The organism is Photobacterium chitinilyticum (assembly GCF_004104355.1).
GTDB classification, from domain to species: Bacteria; Pseudomonadota; Gammaproteobacteria; order Enterobacterales; family Vibrionaceae; genus Photobacterium; species Photobacterium chitinilyticum.
The window spans coordinates 1366109-1381704 of the sequence record NZ_RJLM01000001.1 but is presented as its reverse complement, the minus strand read 5'-3'; the positions used below and the strand labels follow the sequence as shown (position 1 = coordinate 1381704).

General features: G+C 44.2%; 11 protein-coding genes. 9 read left to right on the top strand and 2 right to left on the bottom strand.

The annotated features are described in order from the left end of the window. Positions 1 to 56: 56 nt before the first annotated feature. The 9 genes from EDI28_RS05930 (at position 57) to EDI28_RS05890 (ending at position 11033) form a co-directional block, all read left to right on the top strand. Positions 57 to 842 (top strand): metalloregulator ArsR/SmtB family transcription factor, encoded by a 786-nt coding sequence (locus EDI28_RS05930; protein WP_164918483.1) that lies wholly within the window; start codon positions 57 to 59, stop codon positions 840 to 842. A gap of 40 nt (positions 843 to 882) precedes the next feature. Continuing rightward, the gene (locus tag EDI28_RS05925) at positions 883 to 1377 is read left to right on the top strand and encodes a phosphatase domain-containing putative toxin (protein WP_128782870.1); all 495 of its coding nucleotides are present in this window, start codon (positions 883 to 885) and stop codon (positions 1375 to 1377) included. A 270-nt stretch (positions 1378 to 1647) separates the two neighbouring features. Then, positions 1648 to 2649, top strand: coding sequence for an ArsJ-associated glyceraldehyde-3-phosphate dehydrogenase (locus EDI28_RS05920; RefSeq protein WP_128782869.1), 1002 nt, complete (start codon positions 1648 to 1650; stop codon positions 2647 to 2649). A gap of 48 nt (positions 2650 to 2697) precedes the next feature. Then, entirely contained in the window at positions 2698 to 3930 is a 1233-nt protein-coding gene (arsJ, locus tag EDI28_RS05915; RefSeq protein WP_128783008.1) for an organoarsenical effux MFS transporter ArsJ, read from the top strand. A 305-nt stretch (positions 3931 to 4235) separates the two neighbouring features. Continuing rightward, the gene (locus EDI28_RS05910) at positions 4236 to 7112 is read left to right on the top strand and encodes a sensor domain-containing protein (RefSeq protein WP_164918473.1); all 2877 of its coding nucleotides are present in this window, start codon (positions 4236 to 4238) and stop codon (positions 7110 to 7112) included. A 79-nt stretch (positions 7113 to 7191) separates the two neighbouring features. Then, positions 7192 to 7878, top strand: coding sequence for an HAD family hydrolase (locus EDI28_RS05905; RefSeq protein ID WP_128782867.1), 687 nt, complete (start codon positions 7192 to 7194; stop codon positions 7876 to 7878). A gap of 55 nt (positions 7879 to 7933) precedes the next feature. After that, a complete protein-coding gene (locus EDI28_RS05900) occupies positions 7934 to 8200 on the top strand; it encodes a hypothetical protein (protein WP_128782866.1) in 267 nt (88 codons plus the stop codon). Between the two features lie 514 nt (positions 8201 to 8714). Beyond that, positions 8715 to 9830: an alanine dehydrogenase gene (ald, locus tag EDI28_RS05895; protein WP_128782865.1), complete on the top strand. Its 1116-nt coding sequence runs from the start codon at positions 8715 to 8717 to the stop codon at positions 9828 to 9830. Positions 9831 to 10037: 207 nt separating this feature from the next. After that, positions 10038 to 11033 (top strand): class I SAM-dependent methyltransferase, encoded by a 996-nt coding sequence (locus EDI28_RS05890; protein ID WP_128782864.1) that lies wholly within the window; start codon positions 10038 to 10040, stop codon positions 11031 to 11033. 209 nt (positions 11034 to 11242) lie between these two features. Here EDI28_RS05890 and EDI28_RS05885 read toward each other — a convergent pair whose 3' ends face one another. Together EDI28_RS05885 and EDI28_RS05880 are read right to left on the bottom strand one after the other, a co-directional pair. After that, positions 11243 to 11890 carry a murein L,D-transpeptidase catalytic domain family protein gene (locus EDI28_RS05885; protein ID WP_128782863.1) on the bottom strand — a complete coding sequence of 216 codons (648 nt, stop codon included), beginning with the start codon at positions 11888 to 11890 and terminating at the stop codon, positions 11243 to 11245. A gap of 534 nt (positions 11891 to 12424) precedes the next feature. Next, positions 12425 to 15553, bottom strand: a complete 3129-nt coding sequence (locus EDI28_RS05880) for a chitinase C-terminal domain-containing protein (protein ID WP_128782862.1) — start codon at positions 15551 to 15553, stop codon at positions 12425 to 12427. Between the last annotated feature and the right edge of the window lie 43 nt (positions 15554 to 15596).

Genomic DNA, 15596 nt, shown 5'->3' with positions numbered 1-15596 from the left:
ATTGTTATATATAGGTGGTCATATATACTGGCGGTAGTTTAATAATTATCGAGAAGATCATGAAGAAGAACATTCTCTTTCTTTGTACGGGAAATTCTGCCCGATCACAGCTTGCCGAAGCATTAATGCGTCATATGGCGAGCGATCAGTATCAGGTGATGAGTGCTGGTATGAAGCCGGAAGATGTCGATCCGCGAGTCCATCAAGTATTGGCTGAGCGCGGTGTATGTGCTGATAATTTGCAGAGTTTGTCAGCTATTGATATTCATGATCAACATTTCGATGTTGTGATTACCTTGTGCGATAAAGCCAGCAATGAATGTGCTCTGTTTGCGGATTCTGATGCCCTTATTCATTGGGACTTTAAAGATCCCAAGCCAATGGAAGGGGTCGAAGGTTTTCGTGACACCTTTGATGGCCTACAAACTCGAATTGCATTGTTCTTAATGCTTAACGGGGAAAACCAGCATAATGTTGTCGGACCGGTTGAGCTCTTCAAAATTATGAGCGATCCGCTGCGACTTCGAATTTTAATGCTAATTGAGGATGAGCAGGCACTTACCGTTGGAGATCTCACCAAGATACTGGACGTGAGCCAGCCGAAAGTCTCTCGTCACCTTGCCCTTCTGCGAGATGGCGGAGTACTTCAGGATCAACGTGAGGGGCTATGGATTTTCTATCGTTTGGCAGAGCAACTTCCGGTATGGATTCGTCATACGTTAGCAACGGTAAGAAACGGCAACCCAGGTATGATCAATCAGGAAAAACTAAAATTAACTCAAATCAAAGATCGAAAGAAACCTGGATTTAGCTTAAAAACACACAGCCAGATTGGTGCTTGAATCATCAAACAGTTATCTATTCAATGATTAGGAATGCAATATGTCTAATGCACATCCATTTTGGACGTTACCTTTAGCTGGTGGCGCGAAATTACTACTTACACCGTGCCCAGGAACCAAAGGGGCTAATCTGCAAGATTCACTGATGCAATTAAAAGATGCCGGAGCAACGGCTGTACTAACAGCATTAGAAATGGGTGACCTACCGGATGAAGGCTTGAATCAGTTGGCGGAGCAATGCAAAGCTTTAGAGCTGAAGTGGTTTCATCTACCAATTGAGGATGATTGTGCGCCTGGCGATGAATTTAATGCGAGTTGGCCACAGGCAAACAAAGCGGCACAGGTCATGCTTGATAATGGCGAGGTGCTAGTCGTTCACTGTATGGGGGGCTCGGGCCGAACAGGCTTGATAGCGGCTCGTATTATGCTTGATCGCGGTATCGGGCTAGATAGTGCGATTGAACAAATTCAGGCATTGCGTCCGGGCGCCTTTACGCGTCAGGCACATATCGACTATATCAAGCAGTATAAGTAATCAGCCACATACTGCTTTCTACTACTTCCCTATCTCAGCCCCACCTTGGTGGGGCTTGTTATCTCCCCATGCAGGCCTACCACATATTCCCCTTTGAGGCATTGGTAAGTCGTCGGTGCCATTTAGATTGCTGATCTTGGTATTTCTTCTAAAAAAGATCTAGCCAGCGGAACTAGATGTGGCTACTATATTTGAAAAGTCATATATATGATTTACCATATATTGCTTGTAGCGGTATCAAACTAGTACTCTCAAAAAAGGACAATAACAATGGCAATTAAAGTCGGTATCAATGGTTTTGGTCGTATTGGCCGTCTGGCGTTACGTGCTGCTTATGATTGGGCTGAAATCGAATTTGTTCAGATCAATGATGTTGCTGGTGATGCCCATACACTGGGACACCTGCTAGAGTTTGACTCGGTACAAGGTCGTTGGCATCACGAGGTGAAAACCGACGGCAACTCTATTGTAATTGGTGATCACAGTATCCGTTGTACCAAAGAGCGTGATATTGATGCGGTAGATTGGTCTGGTTGTGACGTGGTGCTGGAGGCGACAGGCGTTCATCGTAAAACATCATTATTGCAGAAATACCTCGATCAGGGCGTTAAGCGTGTTGTCGTTTCTGCTCCAGTAAAAGAGGAGGGAGTGCTGAATGTGGTTGTCGGTGTTAACGATCATCTGTTTGATGCTGAAAAACATCGCATAGTTACGGCCGCGTCCTGTACCACAAACTGTATCGCACCCGTGGTTAAGGTGATCCACGAGAAATTGGGTATCGAGCAGTCTTCATTTACTACCATTCATGACCTGACAAATACCCAGACAATTCTGGATGCGCCGCATAAAGATCTGCGTCGAGCTCGCGCATGCGGGATGAGTCTGATCCCTACAACAACCGGTTCTGCCACGGCAATCGTTGAAATTTTCCCCGAGCTAAAAGGCAAGATTAACGGTCATGCGGTACGTGTGCCGCTGGCTAATGCATCATTGACGGATATTATCTTTGATGTGAGCCGCGATACAACTGCCGAAGAAGTTAATAAATTATTAAAAGAGGCAGCAGAAGGTGAGTTGGCTGGCGTTCTTGGTTTTGAAGACCGCCCGCTGGTATCGATTGATTACAAAGGTGATCAGCGCTCAACAGTCGTCGATGCATTGTCGACTATGGTCGTAAACAACCGCATGGTTAAAGTTTATGCTTGGTATGATAACGAGATGGGTTACGCAACCCGTACCTCTGAGCTGATCCGTAAAGTCGGACTGGCATAACTGCTTTTTACTTGAAGATAAACGACCACACCAAGAAGAGAAATGGACATGATAGTTGCTTTTTCAAATCTGTCTAAAGATGTTCGTCAGTATATGTTGGTGACGTTCAATTACTGGAACTTCACCGTGACAGACGGTGCCTTGAGAATGTTGGTCGTCCTGCATTTTCATCAGTTGGGCTATAGTCCTTTGCAGATAGCATCATTGTTTTTGTTCTATGAGTTTTTTGGTGTGGTAACTAACTTGGTTGGTGGCTGGTTGGGGGCAAAGCTAGGTCTGAACCGGACCATGAATATCGGCTTGGCGATGCAGGTAGTGGCATTGTTTATGTTGGCCGTTCCAAGTGCCTACTTAACCGTTCCTTGGGTTATGTTGGCACAGGCATTATCAGGAATTGCCAAAGATTTAAATAAGATGAGTGCTAAAAGTGCCATTAAAACGTTGGTACCCAATAACCAGCAAGGTGCACTCTATAAGTGGATTGCGATATTAACTGGTTCCAAGAATGCGCTGAAAGGAGCCGGATTTTTTATCGGAGGCCTCCTGCTTGCGACAATTGGTTTTAAAGGTGCAGTGATTGCGATGGCCTCTGTCTTGTTTGTCGTGTTGTTTATGAGCCTGGCATGGCTTGAAAAGGGCATGGGGAAGGCCAAGAAAAAAGTGAAGTTTACTCACCTCTTTTCTAAGAGCAGCAGCATTAATATCTTGTCAGCAGCGCGTATGTTCCTGTTTGGTGCCCGAGATGTCTGGTTTGTTGTTGCCTTACCTATCTATATGGGGCAGGTGTTTGGTTGGGATCATACCTGGGTTGGTGGTTTCCTTGCACTCTGGGTGATTGCTTATGGTTTTGTTCAGGGTCTTGCTCCGCGGATCACCGGTAGGGCCAAAGGTGTTGTCCCTGACGGTAAAGCCGCGTTGAACTGGGCCGTTTTGCTATCCGTGATTACTGCGCTCGTTGCGTTTGGAATACAAACAGGATGGCAGCCTGAGATTACGATTGTTGCTGGGTTGCTTATTTTTGGCGCTGTTTTTGCGGTGAACTCATCATTGCATTCATACTTAATTGTGAGTTATGCCAAAGATGATGGTGTTTCGCTGGATGTCGGCTTCTATTATATGGCGAATGCGATGGGGCGCCTTATCGGTACTATTCTGTCAGGATGGCTGTATCAAATATCAGGTTTAGCCGCTTGTTTATGGGTCTCCTTTGCGTTTCTTGCAATAACGACATTAATCTCAATCCGGCTTCCTGCTCATCCTAAAGATCAGGTTGTTAACTAACCTGATTGTGAACAATAAGGGTTTTTGGCTAAAGTGTTTTTTCATACCTTAGGGGACGGCATGCCTCTTGACTATGCCCTGTAATTCCATAGGGGGATAAAGTGATACCAATCAATATTCTTAGATAATGGCATCAACACTTGTATAGTTTCCTTTAATAAACAGAACCCATGTTGTAAAGTCTCAGGCGTTTCGCATATATAACTAGGAAATATTCTTAGTCTTGCATTATCGTTCAGAGTGTTCTTAAACAAGTGATGAATAAAACAATAGAGAAATCTTTACAAAATTTACATGGAAATCAGTTGTTTGACCAAATCACTAATCTCCTGTTTGAACACTTATCACCCAAGCATTGCTTTATTGGTTGCTTTGATGATTCTCAGAATTATGCGAATACCCTCTCATATCGCGATGCGGGCAAGCTAAAAGATAACTTTACTTATTCGCTATTGGGGACGCCCTGTCAGGAGGTCAAGACGACGAGTCTATCTTGTTGTTACCCTTCTGATGTTATAGCCCTTTTTCCCCAGGATGTAGCGTTACAGGAATTAGATGCCGAAGCTTACTTGGGAGTGCCTGTTTTTGCCCAGAGCTGTGAGCCTGTTGGTATCATTGTCTGTTTGTTTGAAGAGCATTATGAACATTCAGAGGAATCGAAGGCCTGGTGTGATGAGCTCAGCTATTTTCTTGGTATGGAATTGAAGTATTCAGCATTATTGTCGAAACAAGAGAAACTACAGTGGGAGCTGGAGGAAGGCCAACGCGTTGCAAAGGTGGGCAGTTGGCACTGGGACTTAACATCACGCGCAATTACCTGGAGCCAAGAGGTTTACCGTATTTATGGTATTGAGGATACATCGGTAGTGCCGTCGCTCGAGCTGCTGTCTGAATTTATTCACCCGGAAGATAGAGAGTGGGTAATCAGTACCCTTAATAGTTCTATTGAATCGGAGTCAATTAGCTACAATCTAGTTCACCGGGTACAGTTAGCAGACGGTTCAATCAAGTATTTACGGAAACGCGCTGATGTCACACGTGATAGAAACGGTAAACCGTTGTTGATGCGTGGTACCGTTCATGATGTTACCGATGTCTATCAGATTTCAGCAAAACTGACCAAAACATCTCATAAACTAAATACGACATTCAACTCTGTTGAGGAAGGAATTTGGGAGTACGATCTCGTTACCGGCGAGTTTTTTACCTCTCCTAAATTTTGGAGCATTCTTGACCGGGAAAAACCGCAAAATGGTAGGGATTTTTCTGAGTGGCTAGACTGTATCCATTCTGAGGATCGTATCGAAGGGCTGAATTTTTTCCAGCGCTTTATCCAGCAAAATTTTACCAGTGTATTCCAGTTCGAATTTCGCTTGAGCGAAGAGCATTATCCGCAGTTTGATGATGGCAATGAGCGCTGGTTAAAACTAAAAGGCAGTGTGATTGCAAAGGACGCCAAAGGCTGTCCAATTCGTATTGCCGGTATTCAGCGAGATATCACGAATACTGTTGAAGCAAGGCGACAGCTAAGTCGCGCTCAGGTTGTCTTTGATAATACTTCTGAATGTATTTTGATCACTGATAAAGCCAACAAGATTATTTCCGTAAATCGAGCCTTCGAACAAACGACAGGTTATCGGGAAAAAGAGTTGTTGGGTTTAACGCCGAACGTACTGTCTTCGGGCCTTCATGACAAAGAATATTATCAGTCGCTTTGGTATAGCTTGAATACAAGTGGCCACTGGAAGGGAGAAGTTTGGAACAAACGGAAAAATGGCGAGATATATCCTGAAGAGATATCGATCAACGTGATTCGGGACAGCAATGATGAGGTTATCAACTATGTTGCTGTATTTCGAGATATTAGCCATTGGAAAAAAGCGGAAGAGCAGCTAACTTTTTTTGCTTATTATGATCCCCTTACCGGTTTGGTCAATCGTCGCAGCTTTATCCACCGTGTAGAGCAGTTAATTAATTCGGTGCATAAGAATAGCCACGTTTTCTCTCTGTTGTTTATTGATATGGATGACTTTAAGTCGATTAATGATCTGTATGGTCATGACTTTGGTGACCGGGTTCTGACACATATTGCCGATCGGTTGAAGAAATTATTCCATGAAAAAGACAATATATGTCGTTATGGTGGCGATGAGTTTTGTATTTTGCTGCCGAATATCGCAGCCTCAGACGCTAAAGAACGCGCTCAGGATATCGTTACGGCAATATCCAAGCCGCTGTACATAGAGGGCATAGAGATCAATACCACCGTCAGCATTGGTATATCAGCCTTTCCTGATAGTGGCTTGACTCACCATGCATTGTTAAAAAATGCAGATTATGCCATGTATAACATGAAGGGGCAGGGGCGGAACGGGTTTTGTGAATATGACGGCGAACTTCAGTCAGAGTACATTCAAAAACTTAAGTTACGCGATCGCCTGAAAAAAGCGATTGCCGAAGAAGCGCTAACGGTGCATTACCAGCCAATTGTGAATGCTCAGACTGGTGAGATAAATAAGCTTGAAGCTCTTGTGCGCTGGCATGATGACGTAGAGGGCGATATTTCTCCGGTAGCCTTTATACCTATTGCTGAAAAGTATGGCCTTATCAAGCAAGTGGGAGCGTTTGTCTTACATCAGGCCTGCCGAGATTTGAAAAAGCTGCATGATGCTGGTCATACTAGGTTGAGTATATCTGTTAACCGCTCGGTGAAAGAGTTCATTAACAGTAGTGATGAGCTACAAGTTTGGGAGGTGATCGAGCAATACGGGCTACCTGATAAATCTATAATTGTTGAGATTACAGAATCGACAGCCTCTCAGGAAAGCAGTGACATCCAAAGTTTGCTGGGCTACTTCAAACAGCGGGATATTCAGGTTGCTTTAGATGACTTTGGCACCGGCTATTCTTCGCTGAGTGCTGTGGTTGAATTACGTCCTGATATTATCAAAATTGACAGGGGCTTCATTAAAGAGCTCGGATCGAGCCAAGACAGCCTGACATTAGTTTCTCTGATCATCGACCTCAGCCATAAGCTTGGCATTAAAGTGGTCGCCGAAGGGGTCGAAACCAAGGCACAGCTAGATATCCTTCGTGAGTTAAAGTGCAAGTATGTTCAGGGCTTTTATTTTAGCAAGCCGGTTCCCCTCGATACATTTATGGCACAGCTGAAAACCCGCTAACTTTATTTGCGGAAACGATGGTGAGTTCATACTATACCCAAGCTACCCTGAAGTAGCTGATAGTTAGGATATAAATTACATGCAGGCAATTTGTTTTGACTTTGATGGCACCCTGGTTGACTCGGAGGTGTTCCATGCTAACAATTGGTCGAGTTATCTGGCTAAGCTTGGTAAAGAAATGCCATCGGCACTATTTTTGAGCGAATACGCAGGTGTTACCTGGGATAAAGTTGCCGTTGCATTAAAAGCGCGTTTTTCATTGGATCTTTCAATTGAGCAAATGCTTGTCCAGATGGAGCTACGTACGCGAGAAGCTTTGCAGCAAGGAACAATCCCTGCAAAGGTTGGGGCGGAAGAAATACTGCATAAATTGCATGGGCATTTGCCTTTAGCTGTAGTGACTGGTGCACCAAGAGTGTATGTCGAAGGGATTTTACATCGCCACGGCTGGCTTGATCTATTTGATTATGTTTTCTGTGGTGAAGATGTCGACAAGAACAAACCCGAACCAGATATTTACCATTATGCCTGTGAGACATTGGGCTTCCATGCCTCACAGGTGATCGCCATTGAGGACAGTTTCACAGGTGTGCAATCGGCCTATTCGGCGGGGTTGAAAGTTGTGTTGATCAATGAAGAGCAGCATGATTGGCTTATCACGCCTGACTACCATTTCGAGACAATGGTGCAAGCCCATTCAACGGTGGCTGATTTAATACATCTACCTCGCCATGCTGCGAAAGAATTCGAGGCCGTATACGGTTAGAGTTAGCGACAATTCGTATAGAATGGTGTTGTAGGCAAAATTTACAGGTTTAATTATGCAAAATGATGAGATCATGACTGGCGATATGCTGGTTGAAACGGTAGAAAATCAGCTAGCTGAAGGTAATCCTATCAAAGTTAAGGAAACCCTCATGCGCTTGGTAATGACGGGTACGCCAAGAGAAGAAGCTATTCAGATGATTGCTTGTGCATTGTCTGTTGAGGTATTTGACGTTGCAAAAAACGAAGGCAGCTTTGATTTGAAGCGTTATAGTGAAAACCTGAATGCATTGCCAGATATGCCTTGGGATTTTGAAGACTAATTAGTTGCGCTCTTTCATTTTCATAAAAGCCGCTTTTGCGGCTTTTTTTATATCCTCCAAACTGTGCTCCATGGCACAAAAATATCAATTAAATGTTTATTTTCTGTGATCTCCTGTTGCTATTTTGACTGGTGCTGGGGTTTTATTACATGTATACAATTCTGCTATCAAAGACCGAAATTCTGAATATTCCTCTATCTGAGGTGCTTCAAAATATTGAATTTACCCGTTATTTGCATGTTATTTCATATTTCTAGCTAGTCACTATGACTGCTTGCTGATGTCTTGGTGGTGATAACAACTGGTTTGTCTTTAAATTTTAGATTAGTGGTCTGGTTTGGGCTTTAAAGTTGAACTAATGTTGTGTGAGCTAAGTCAAAAACAGATTATTGTGCCACAGCAGAACAAAATACTAGATTCATTTGTTGTAAATAGGTTAAAAATTGGTGGCACATTCCAAGAGTTTTTCTTTATTGTGTATATAACTTTTAAACAAGGCAGCAAGGATACAAAGATGATTATTGGTGTACCTAAGGAAATTAAAGTTCATGAGTACCGTGTGGGTATGGTTCCAGCTTCAGTAAGCGAAGCAGTTGCACATGGCCATACTGTGTATGTTGAGACATTAGCGGGTACAGGTATCGGCTTCAGTGATCAGGATTTCATTGATGCAGGTGCTCAAATTCTTCCGACAGCAGAAGCTGTTTTTGCTGAATCAGAAATGATCGTTAAAGTTAAGGAGCCGCAGGCTGTTGAGCGTGCGATGCTTCGTGAAGGTCAAATCCTGTTTACCTACCTTCACCTTGCCCCAGATCCAGAGCAGACCATAGATCTGGTGAATAGCAAAGCAGTATGTATTGCATACGAAACAGTAACTGATGACAAAGGTCGCCTACCACTATTGGCTCCAATGTCAGAAGTAGCAGGTCGTATGTCTATTCAGGCTGGTGCGTTTGCTCTTGAGAAATCAAAAGGCGGCCGCGGTATGCTGCTTGCTGGTGTTCCGGGTGTTGAGCCAGCAAAAGTTGTAATCATCGGTGGTGGTGTAGTCGGTGCAAACGCAGCACAAATGGCAGTTGGCCTACGTGCAAACGTTGTTGTACTTGACCGTAATATCGACGTATTACGTAATCTAGATGCGCAGTTTGGCGGTTCTGTTCAGTGCGTATACTCAACTAAAGATGCTATCGAAAAGCACGTACTTGAAGCTGACCTTGTTATTGGTGGTGTACTGGTCGCTGGTGCTGCTGCACCGAAGCTGGTTACTGCTGAAATGATTAAGAACATGAAGCCAGGTGCTGCGATTGTTGATGTTGCAATCGACCAGGGCGGCTGTGTAGAAACTTCACACGCGACTACTCACAGTGATCCTACTTATATTGTTGATGATGTTGTTCATTACTGTGTAGCGAACATGCCTGGTGCAGTTGCGCGTACATCTACGTTCGCACTAAACAACGTAACGCTACCGTATATCCTGAAGCTAGCCGATAAAGGTTACAAAGCTGCGCTACAGGAAGACAAGCATCTACTAAACGGTCTAAACGTATACCGTGGTCAGATCACTTGTGATGAAGTTGCAGTTGCTCTGGATCTTCCATACGTATCAGCTGAAGAAGTACTTGCTTAATCACAGTAAGTTTTAAAAGTAATTCTAGAATCCCTGCTCAAGCAGGGATTTTTTTTGCCCCAAATGGCCCTTAACACGTACTAAAAGCTATCAACAGGAGGATGGTCTAGTATCAAAAGAAATGAGTATGCTGTAACAACTCAGCATATAGGCATGGATAGCACGTGTCTCGGCGAGGAATGTTGAGGGAGGGGAGGTGGCTACTGTATGAATGTAATCGCTTTAGTCATTTTTGCCTTTGTGCAAATTCTTTTCATCCCGTTGGCCGTTTTGGGATTGATACTGATAATTTATAAACAGGTTTATGTCAGTTGGCAATTAGGTGTCTCGTCGACAGCCGTTGAAGTTATTAACGGTCGCTGGATCATGCATATTTTTGGCTTGAGAGAAGATCGGGTTTCTCTGCAGCTTCATCGAGCACTACCGAATAATTCTGTATTAGGGTTGTGGTTGATCTTTTTTCCAAGTTACCTTCGTTACAGGATTTGCGGACGTACCTATGGCTATCCGGTGATCCCGCAACAGGAAGAGGAAGGTCTGTCGCATCTTGTAACGGCTCGTACCCTCTATTTTGACTTACTTATTGATAAGTACCGAAACAGTATTGAGCAGTTTGTCTGTTTGGGGGCTGGCTTTGATACGCGATGCTTCAGTCGACTTAAGTCTTGTCAGGTCCATTGTTTTGAACTGGATAAGGAAAAGACTCAACAACTTAAAATTGCTAGCCTCAGTAAAGCTGGTATCGATGCAAGCCATGTTACTTTTGTTCCTGTCGACTTTGCGAAACCGCATTGGTATGAAAAACTTAAACAGGCAGGATATGATTCGGCCAAGAGGACAATGTTTTTGTGGGAAGGTGTTACTCTCTATCTTAATGAAAAATCGGTTAGAACTTCGCTGCGAGAAATCCGACGACATTCCGCTATAGGTAGTGTTGTCCTTTGTGATATTTATGCAAAGAGTTTTGTTGAGGGAGAATATGCCTCCGGAATGAAATCGCCCCAAGTTGTGATGAAAGCCTCTGGTGAACAGTTTGGTTTTGGGCTGGAATTAAGTGGTGATGCTAAGTTGGAGCTCACTTATTTTATGGCAAGCGAAGGCCTACGGCTTCAAGACACTTATCTGATGGGGGCGAGAACAAAGAACGGTATATTTATGGCAGTACTTGAGGCGACAACTATACCTAGCGAGCTAATCCTGTAGTCAAGGAATTCTTACTGAAATAAGTATTTTTGGATAACTTTGGTATAAGAGGTATTAGTTGAATCATGGAATGAGATTTATCGATGTGGTGAATATGTCTTCCTACATTATTTTTTACAGTAAAGTACTGTTAAGAGATAAGGGCTGTTAATAAATATAACAGCCGCTAGTGATATTATATACAAGTGATCTCAAGATGCTCGTTGATATTACGCGTGTGCGTAAATAACACTACCACCTTTAATGGTATCAATAATTTGTCGAGATAAACCTGTTGGTAGGGCAGGACAACCCCAGCTACGCCCTAGGTACCCATTTCGCTTGATGAATGATTCTGTAGCGTATTTCGCCCCATGGATTACGATATAGCGTCGACGCGCATTGTCGTTTACACCGTGAGTCAGGCCATCAAGTTTTAATGAGTAACCATTACCGCCGTAGTATGTTGTATCTGTTAGGTACGTCCCTAAAGATGTCTGCCGAGAGTTAACTGTGTTTGAGAAGCGTTTGGCTTCTCTGCCACCGCTGTTTACACCATGCGAAACATATGTGTTGTAAACCAGCTTGTTTCTTTTCAAATCAATAACAAAAAAGCGTTTCTCTGTCGAAGGCTTACTGTAATCAATGATTGTAAGTAACTGTTTTTTTCTTCCTTTGGTATTATAGTAGGCGTTATAGCCTTCTTTAAATACTTGATAATCAATAATTCCTTTTAAATTTGCTTCTTCATATACATGGTTAATGACGACATCAGGGTTATTAACTTTACTATATGAGTTACTGTGAGTATTACTAGCAGATACTTGCAGCGGCAAATAGAAAAAAACCAAGATGAAAAGGTAAATTGCCTTCTTCATTGTTCTTCTTAAACACTCTATTGTTTGATTTATGACTAAGATGGCGAGACTTTACCATAAAATAATATAAAGTTTAGGCTTGAATTAACTAGGTAATGACAAGCATGAGTGCAAAAAAATCCGGTTTTATTTAGGTGGGAAAGAACGTTTATTTTTAATTACATAATGTTAGGTATGAACTTTATTATTATCACCCTATCTATGTCATGTTTGTGCAAAATATCCTAAAGATGAGAATGTTATTATTGATTACTTTATAATTCCCTGTTTTATAGACATAATATATAAAACCTTGTTTGGAAAGAATGAATTATCACCACTTGAACTGTTTGTCTGTTTTTTGAGCACAATATCGCATTTTTTCTGGCTGCTAGATAGGGCGTCAAAAAAACGATAAGCACGCCGGTGCATCATGTGACGTGATTTTGACGCTTGTTTTTGTGTGGCGCTGAAGTCTAACTGGTCGAAAAATGGTCAATTCAAATAAAAAAGCGCGGGAAACACCCCGCGCTAAGCTATAAAGCTAACAAGTGCTTAAATTTTGCACACTGTAGACCAGGTGCTATCGCTTCCGGGAACAGAATTTGTCCACCAAATTGCTTCGTATACAACGCCATTGTGAATAATTTTATCACCTTGGTTTGCGTGACTTGGGGTTCCAGCCCAATCTGCCTGTGGCCAGTTAGGGTAGGTGTTCAGCCCCGCTGTTACACATTGACCGCCATCACCACCGCCATTTCCGCCACCCGCTGAAATATCACCGATTGGCAAGCTTGGCTGTTCGAACTTAAAGGCATAATCCTTACCGCTCACGTTCACGCTGTAGTTTGCCGGACCTGAGATCGGTAGGTAGTAGACCATGTCTAGCTCATAGGTACCGCCTGCTGGCAGGCTCTTCCAGCTCGGTAGGCTAAAGGATACACGGTGCATTACACCATCAAGGCCACCAATGTTGTTGGCGCGGCTATGACCTGACGCTATGACCTTTAAACCGCCGCCTGATTGATCTTTTGCATTATCAGGAGCTGAAACCGGAATATCAAACTGGAATTCGGTTCCACCTGGTATCTCATAGCCGGTGTTGTTGGTGAAGGTAACCTTCGGATTGATTGGGTAGTTCTGGTCACCAACTTTAAAGCCACCAACTGCGACTGCAATATCAAGGGCTTCAGTCGGAATTGCTCCGGTAGCTATTTTGTTGCCATAGGGTGTTGCTGATTTGAACTTGTTGTAGATTGCCTTGGTCATGGTGTTACCCATATGGTATTCGCCATTTCCGGTTTTACAGGCATTTTCTGTTGCATCTATAGAGGTACGGTTTCCATTGGCGTCTAGCATATAACAGCTATAGTCACCTGCCAGTTCCCAGAACATGATGCCACCGATTTCTTGGTTCATCACATAGTCAGCTTTGGTGTTGATAGATTGTTCGTCCTCAGTTGATAGGAAAACCTTTTTTTCGGGGTTCCACAGCCATGGAGCAACCGCAACAGAATCATAATTACGGGTGTAGGTGCCTGTTAGTGGGTGGGTTGACGGTGTCAATCCGTATGCAGCGGTGTAAGAGCCGTAAATACCCTGAGCAAGGTTCATTGCGTGCCACATAGGGTTAGAGCCTGCCCCCATCTCGTTACCTGCCGCGCCTTTGTCATGCCATAGGTTATCAATACCCATTGCGCCATTACCGCAGTTATTTTTCTGTCCTTCGCCAGTTCCTGGGAGGCATTCAGCTTGATTAGGCAGTGGAGCAAGTCCCCATAATCCATTCTCGCCGCCATTTACACCTTGCCAGCCACGGGTATAGTACGGAACACCGATATTTATTCGACCAGCAGGCATCGAACCACGGAAATAGTGGTATGCCCAGTCAGTATTCAGGTAACCAATGCCACCGTACTGTGCTGTGTTATAGACGTCCCACATCGCAAGCTCTGAGTCTTTGCCAGTATCAAACAGCGCCGCGTTATGGCCGACATGTTCGTTCCAGGCGCCATGTAAGTCATAAGACATGATGTTGACGTAATCGAGGTATTTGGTGACATCAAAAGCCTCCATACCACGTAGCAAGTAACCAGAGGATGGGGCGGCAATGGTTAACATGTAGTGAGTACCGTCTTGTGCTGAGGCTTGGTCTATTTTCTGACGAAGCACTTTCATTAGCTCCTGGTAAGAAGCCCACAGGTACTGGCGTCGTGGTTCCATGAATGCTTTATCATCTGGGTTGCCGGCACCGGCCATTGACGTTGGGTATTCATAGTCAATATCAAGACCGTCAAACTTATATTGGCGCATCATTGCTACGGCAGAGTCGACAAATTTCTGGATCCCTGCGTGATTGATGCTGCCGTCGGCATTTGTGGTCATAGTATAGAAGCCACCATCAGCAACACGATTGCCATCGGCCCCGAAGTGACCGCCAGTTTCAGCCCAGCCACCAATAGAAATCAGGGTTTTTACATCATGCTTGGCTTTCGCTGTTGCGAGTGCTCCGAAGTGGCCTTTGAAGCCGAGCGAAGGATCAATCTCAACGCCATTCCATTCCATACCGACTGCCGGGTTGGTTGGATCGTTGACGTTGCCAATATTGACTTTGCCATCGGCGCCAATACTGACGAATGCATAGTTGATGTGCGTTAGCTGCTCCCAGGGGATATCTTTAACTAGGTAAGAGGTTTGCGGGTCATCACCGGCGCGCCAGCTGGTAAAGTAACCAATAACACGACGTGGGTGATCGGCACCCATTAGTTCACGGCCTTGATCGTCATAAACAGTACAGTATGGGACAGTGATTCCTTCTGTTTGGTAGAGTCCGTCAGGGCGACAGTCTTTGGCTACGCTGCCGCCATTTACGATTAACTGTACCGTTGGAGACTCAGAAGTTGCGCCAAGGTTGTCAGTTGCACGGGCATGAATACTGAGCGTACCAGCCTGCGTAGGCGTATAGACTAAGGAGAAAGGTGCTGCTGCCGAAGTTCCTACCAAGGTACCGTTGACGAAAAAGTCGACTTTATCAACAGTGCCGTCTGAATCAGTTGCCTGAGATGACAGTGTGACTGCTGTGCCAGCATTAACAGAGGTCGCGGAAATTGCCAGATCGACGAACGGTGCCGTATTGCCAGTGCTGCCTTCCTTGACAGTAACAGAGGTTGCAGACTCTGCAATTGCGCCATTATTATCAAATGCCTTGGCTGTTATTGTGTGACTACCAGCTGTCGCGGTCCAGTTTGTCATATAAGGCGCACTGGAAACGGTCGCGATAAGAGACAGGCCAACATAAAATTCGACTTTATCAATGGTGCCGTCAGTATCTGAGGCGTTAGCCGACACGGAAACCGTTTCACCAGCGGTAATATTGGCACTGCCTGAAGGTGAAGTTAGTGATACTGTTGGTGCTATGTTGCCGTTGGGGCTGCAGTCGTCGACGAAACTCCATTCGCCAGTGTTGGCTGTCGGGTTATTTCCCTGGCTCCACCAGTTGGCTTTATAAACCTTGTTAGTCTCCTGAACCTGAGTTCCGCCACTGTAGGCTTTAGTACTGTCCCATGCTTCAATTGTGCTGCAGTCCATTGCCGCCTGGGCGTTGAAGGCGAGTATGCATGAAACAGTGAGGGCACTTAACCTGAAAGTGTGCTTTATCACCTTTCCGTGTTTCAAATGATTCATTTTATCATCCTTAAGTCGTTGTTATATTATCGGTAATAATTAA

What these genes read in the sequence shown, in the direction of transcription:
- EDI28_RS05880 (WP_128782862.1), bottom strand. Translation starts at nt 15,553, where the DNA reads ATGAATCATTTGAAACACGGAAAGGTGATAAAGCACACTTTCAGGTTA.
- EDI28_RS05920 (WP_128782869.1), top strand. Translation starts at nt 1,648, where the DNA reads ATGGCAATTAAAGTCGGTATCAATGGTTTTGGTCGTATTGGCCGTCTG.
- EDI28_RS05885 (WP_128782863.1), bottom strand. Translation starts at nt 11,890, where the DNA reads ATGAAGAAGGCAATTTACCTTTTCATCTTGGTTTTTTTCTATTTGCCG.
- EDI28_RS05905 (WP_128782867.1), top strand. Translation starts at nt 7,192, where the DNA reads ATGCAGGCAATTTGTTTTGACTTTGATGGCACCCTGGTTGACTCGGAG.
- ald (WP_128782865.1), top strand. Translation starts at nt 8,715, where the DNA reads ATGATTATTGGTGTACCTAAGGAAATTAAAGTTCATGAGTACCGTGTG.
- EDI28_RS05925 (WP_128782870.1), top strand. Translation starts at nt 883, where the DNA reads ATGTCTAATGCACATCCATTTTGGACGTTACCTTTAGCTGGTGGCGCG.
- arsJ (WP_128783008.1), top strand. Translation starts at nt 2,698, where the DNA reads ATGATAGTTGCTTTTTCAAATCTGTCTAAAGATGTTCGTCAGTATATG.
- EDI28_RS05900 (WP_128782866.1), top strand. Translation starts at nt 7,934, where the DNA reads ATGCAAAATGATGAGATCATGACTGGCGATATGCTGGTTGAAACGGTA.
- EDI28_RS05890 (WP_128782864.1), top strand. Translation starts at nt 10,038, where the DNA reads ATGAATGTAATCGCTTTAGTCATTTTTGCCTTTGTGCAAATTCTTTTC.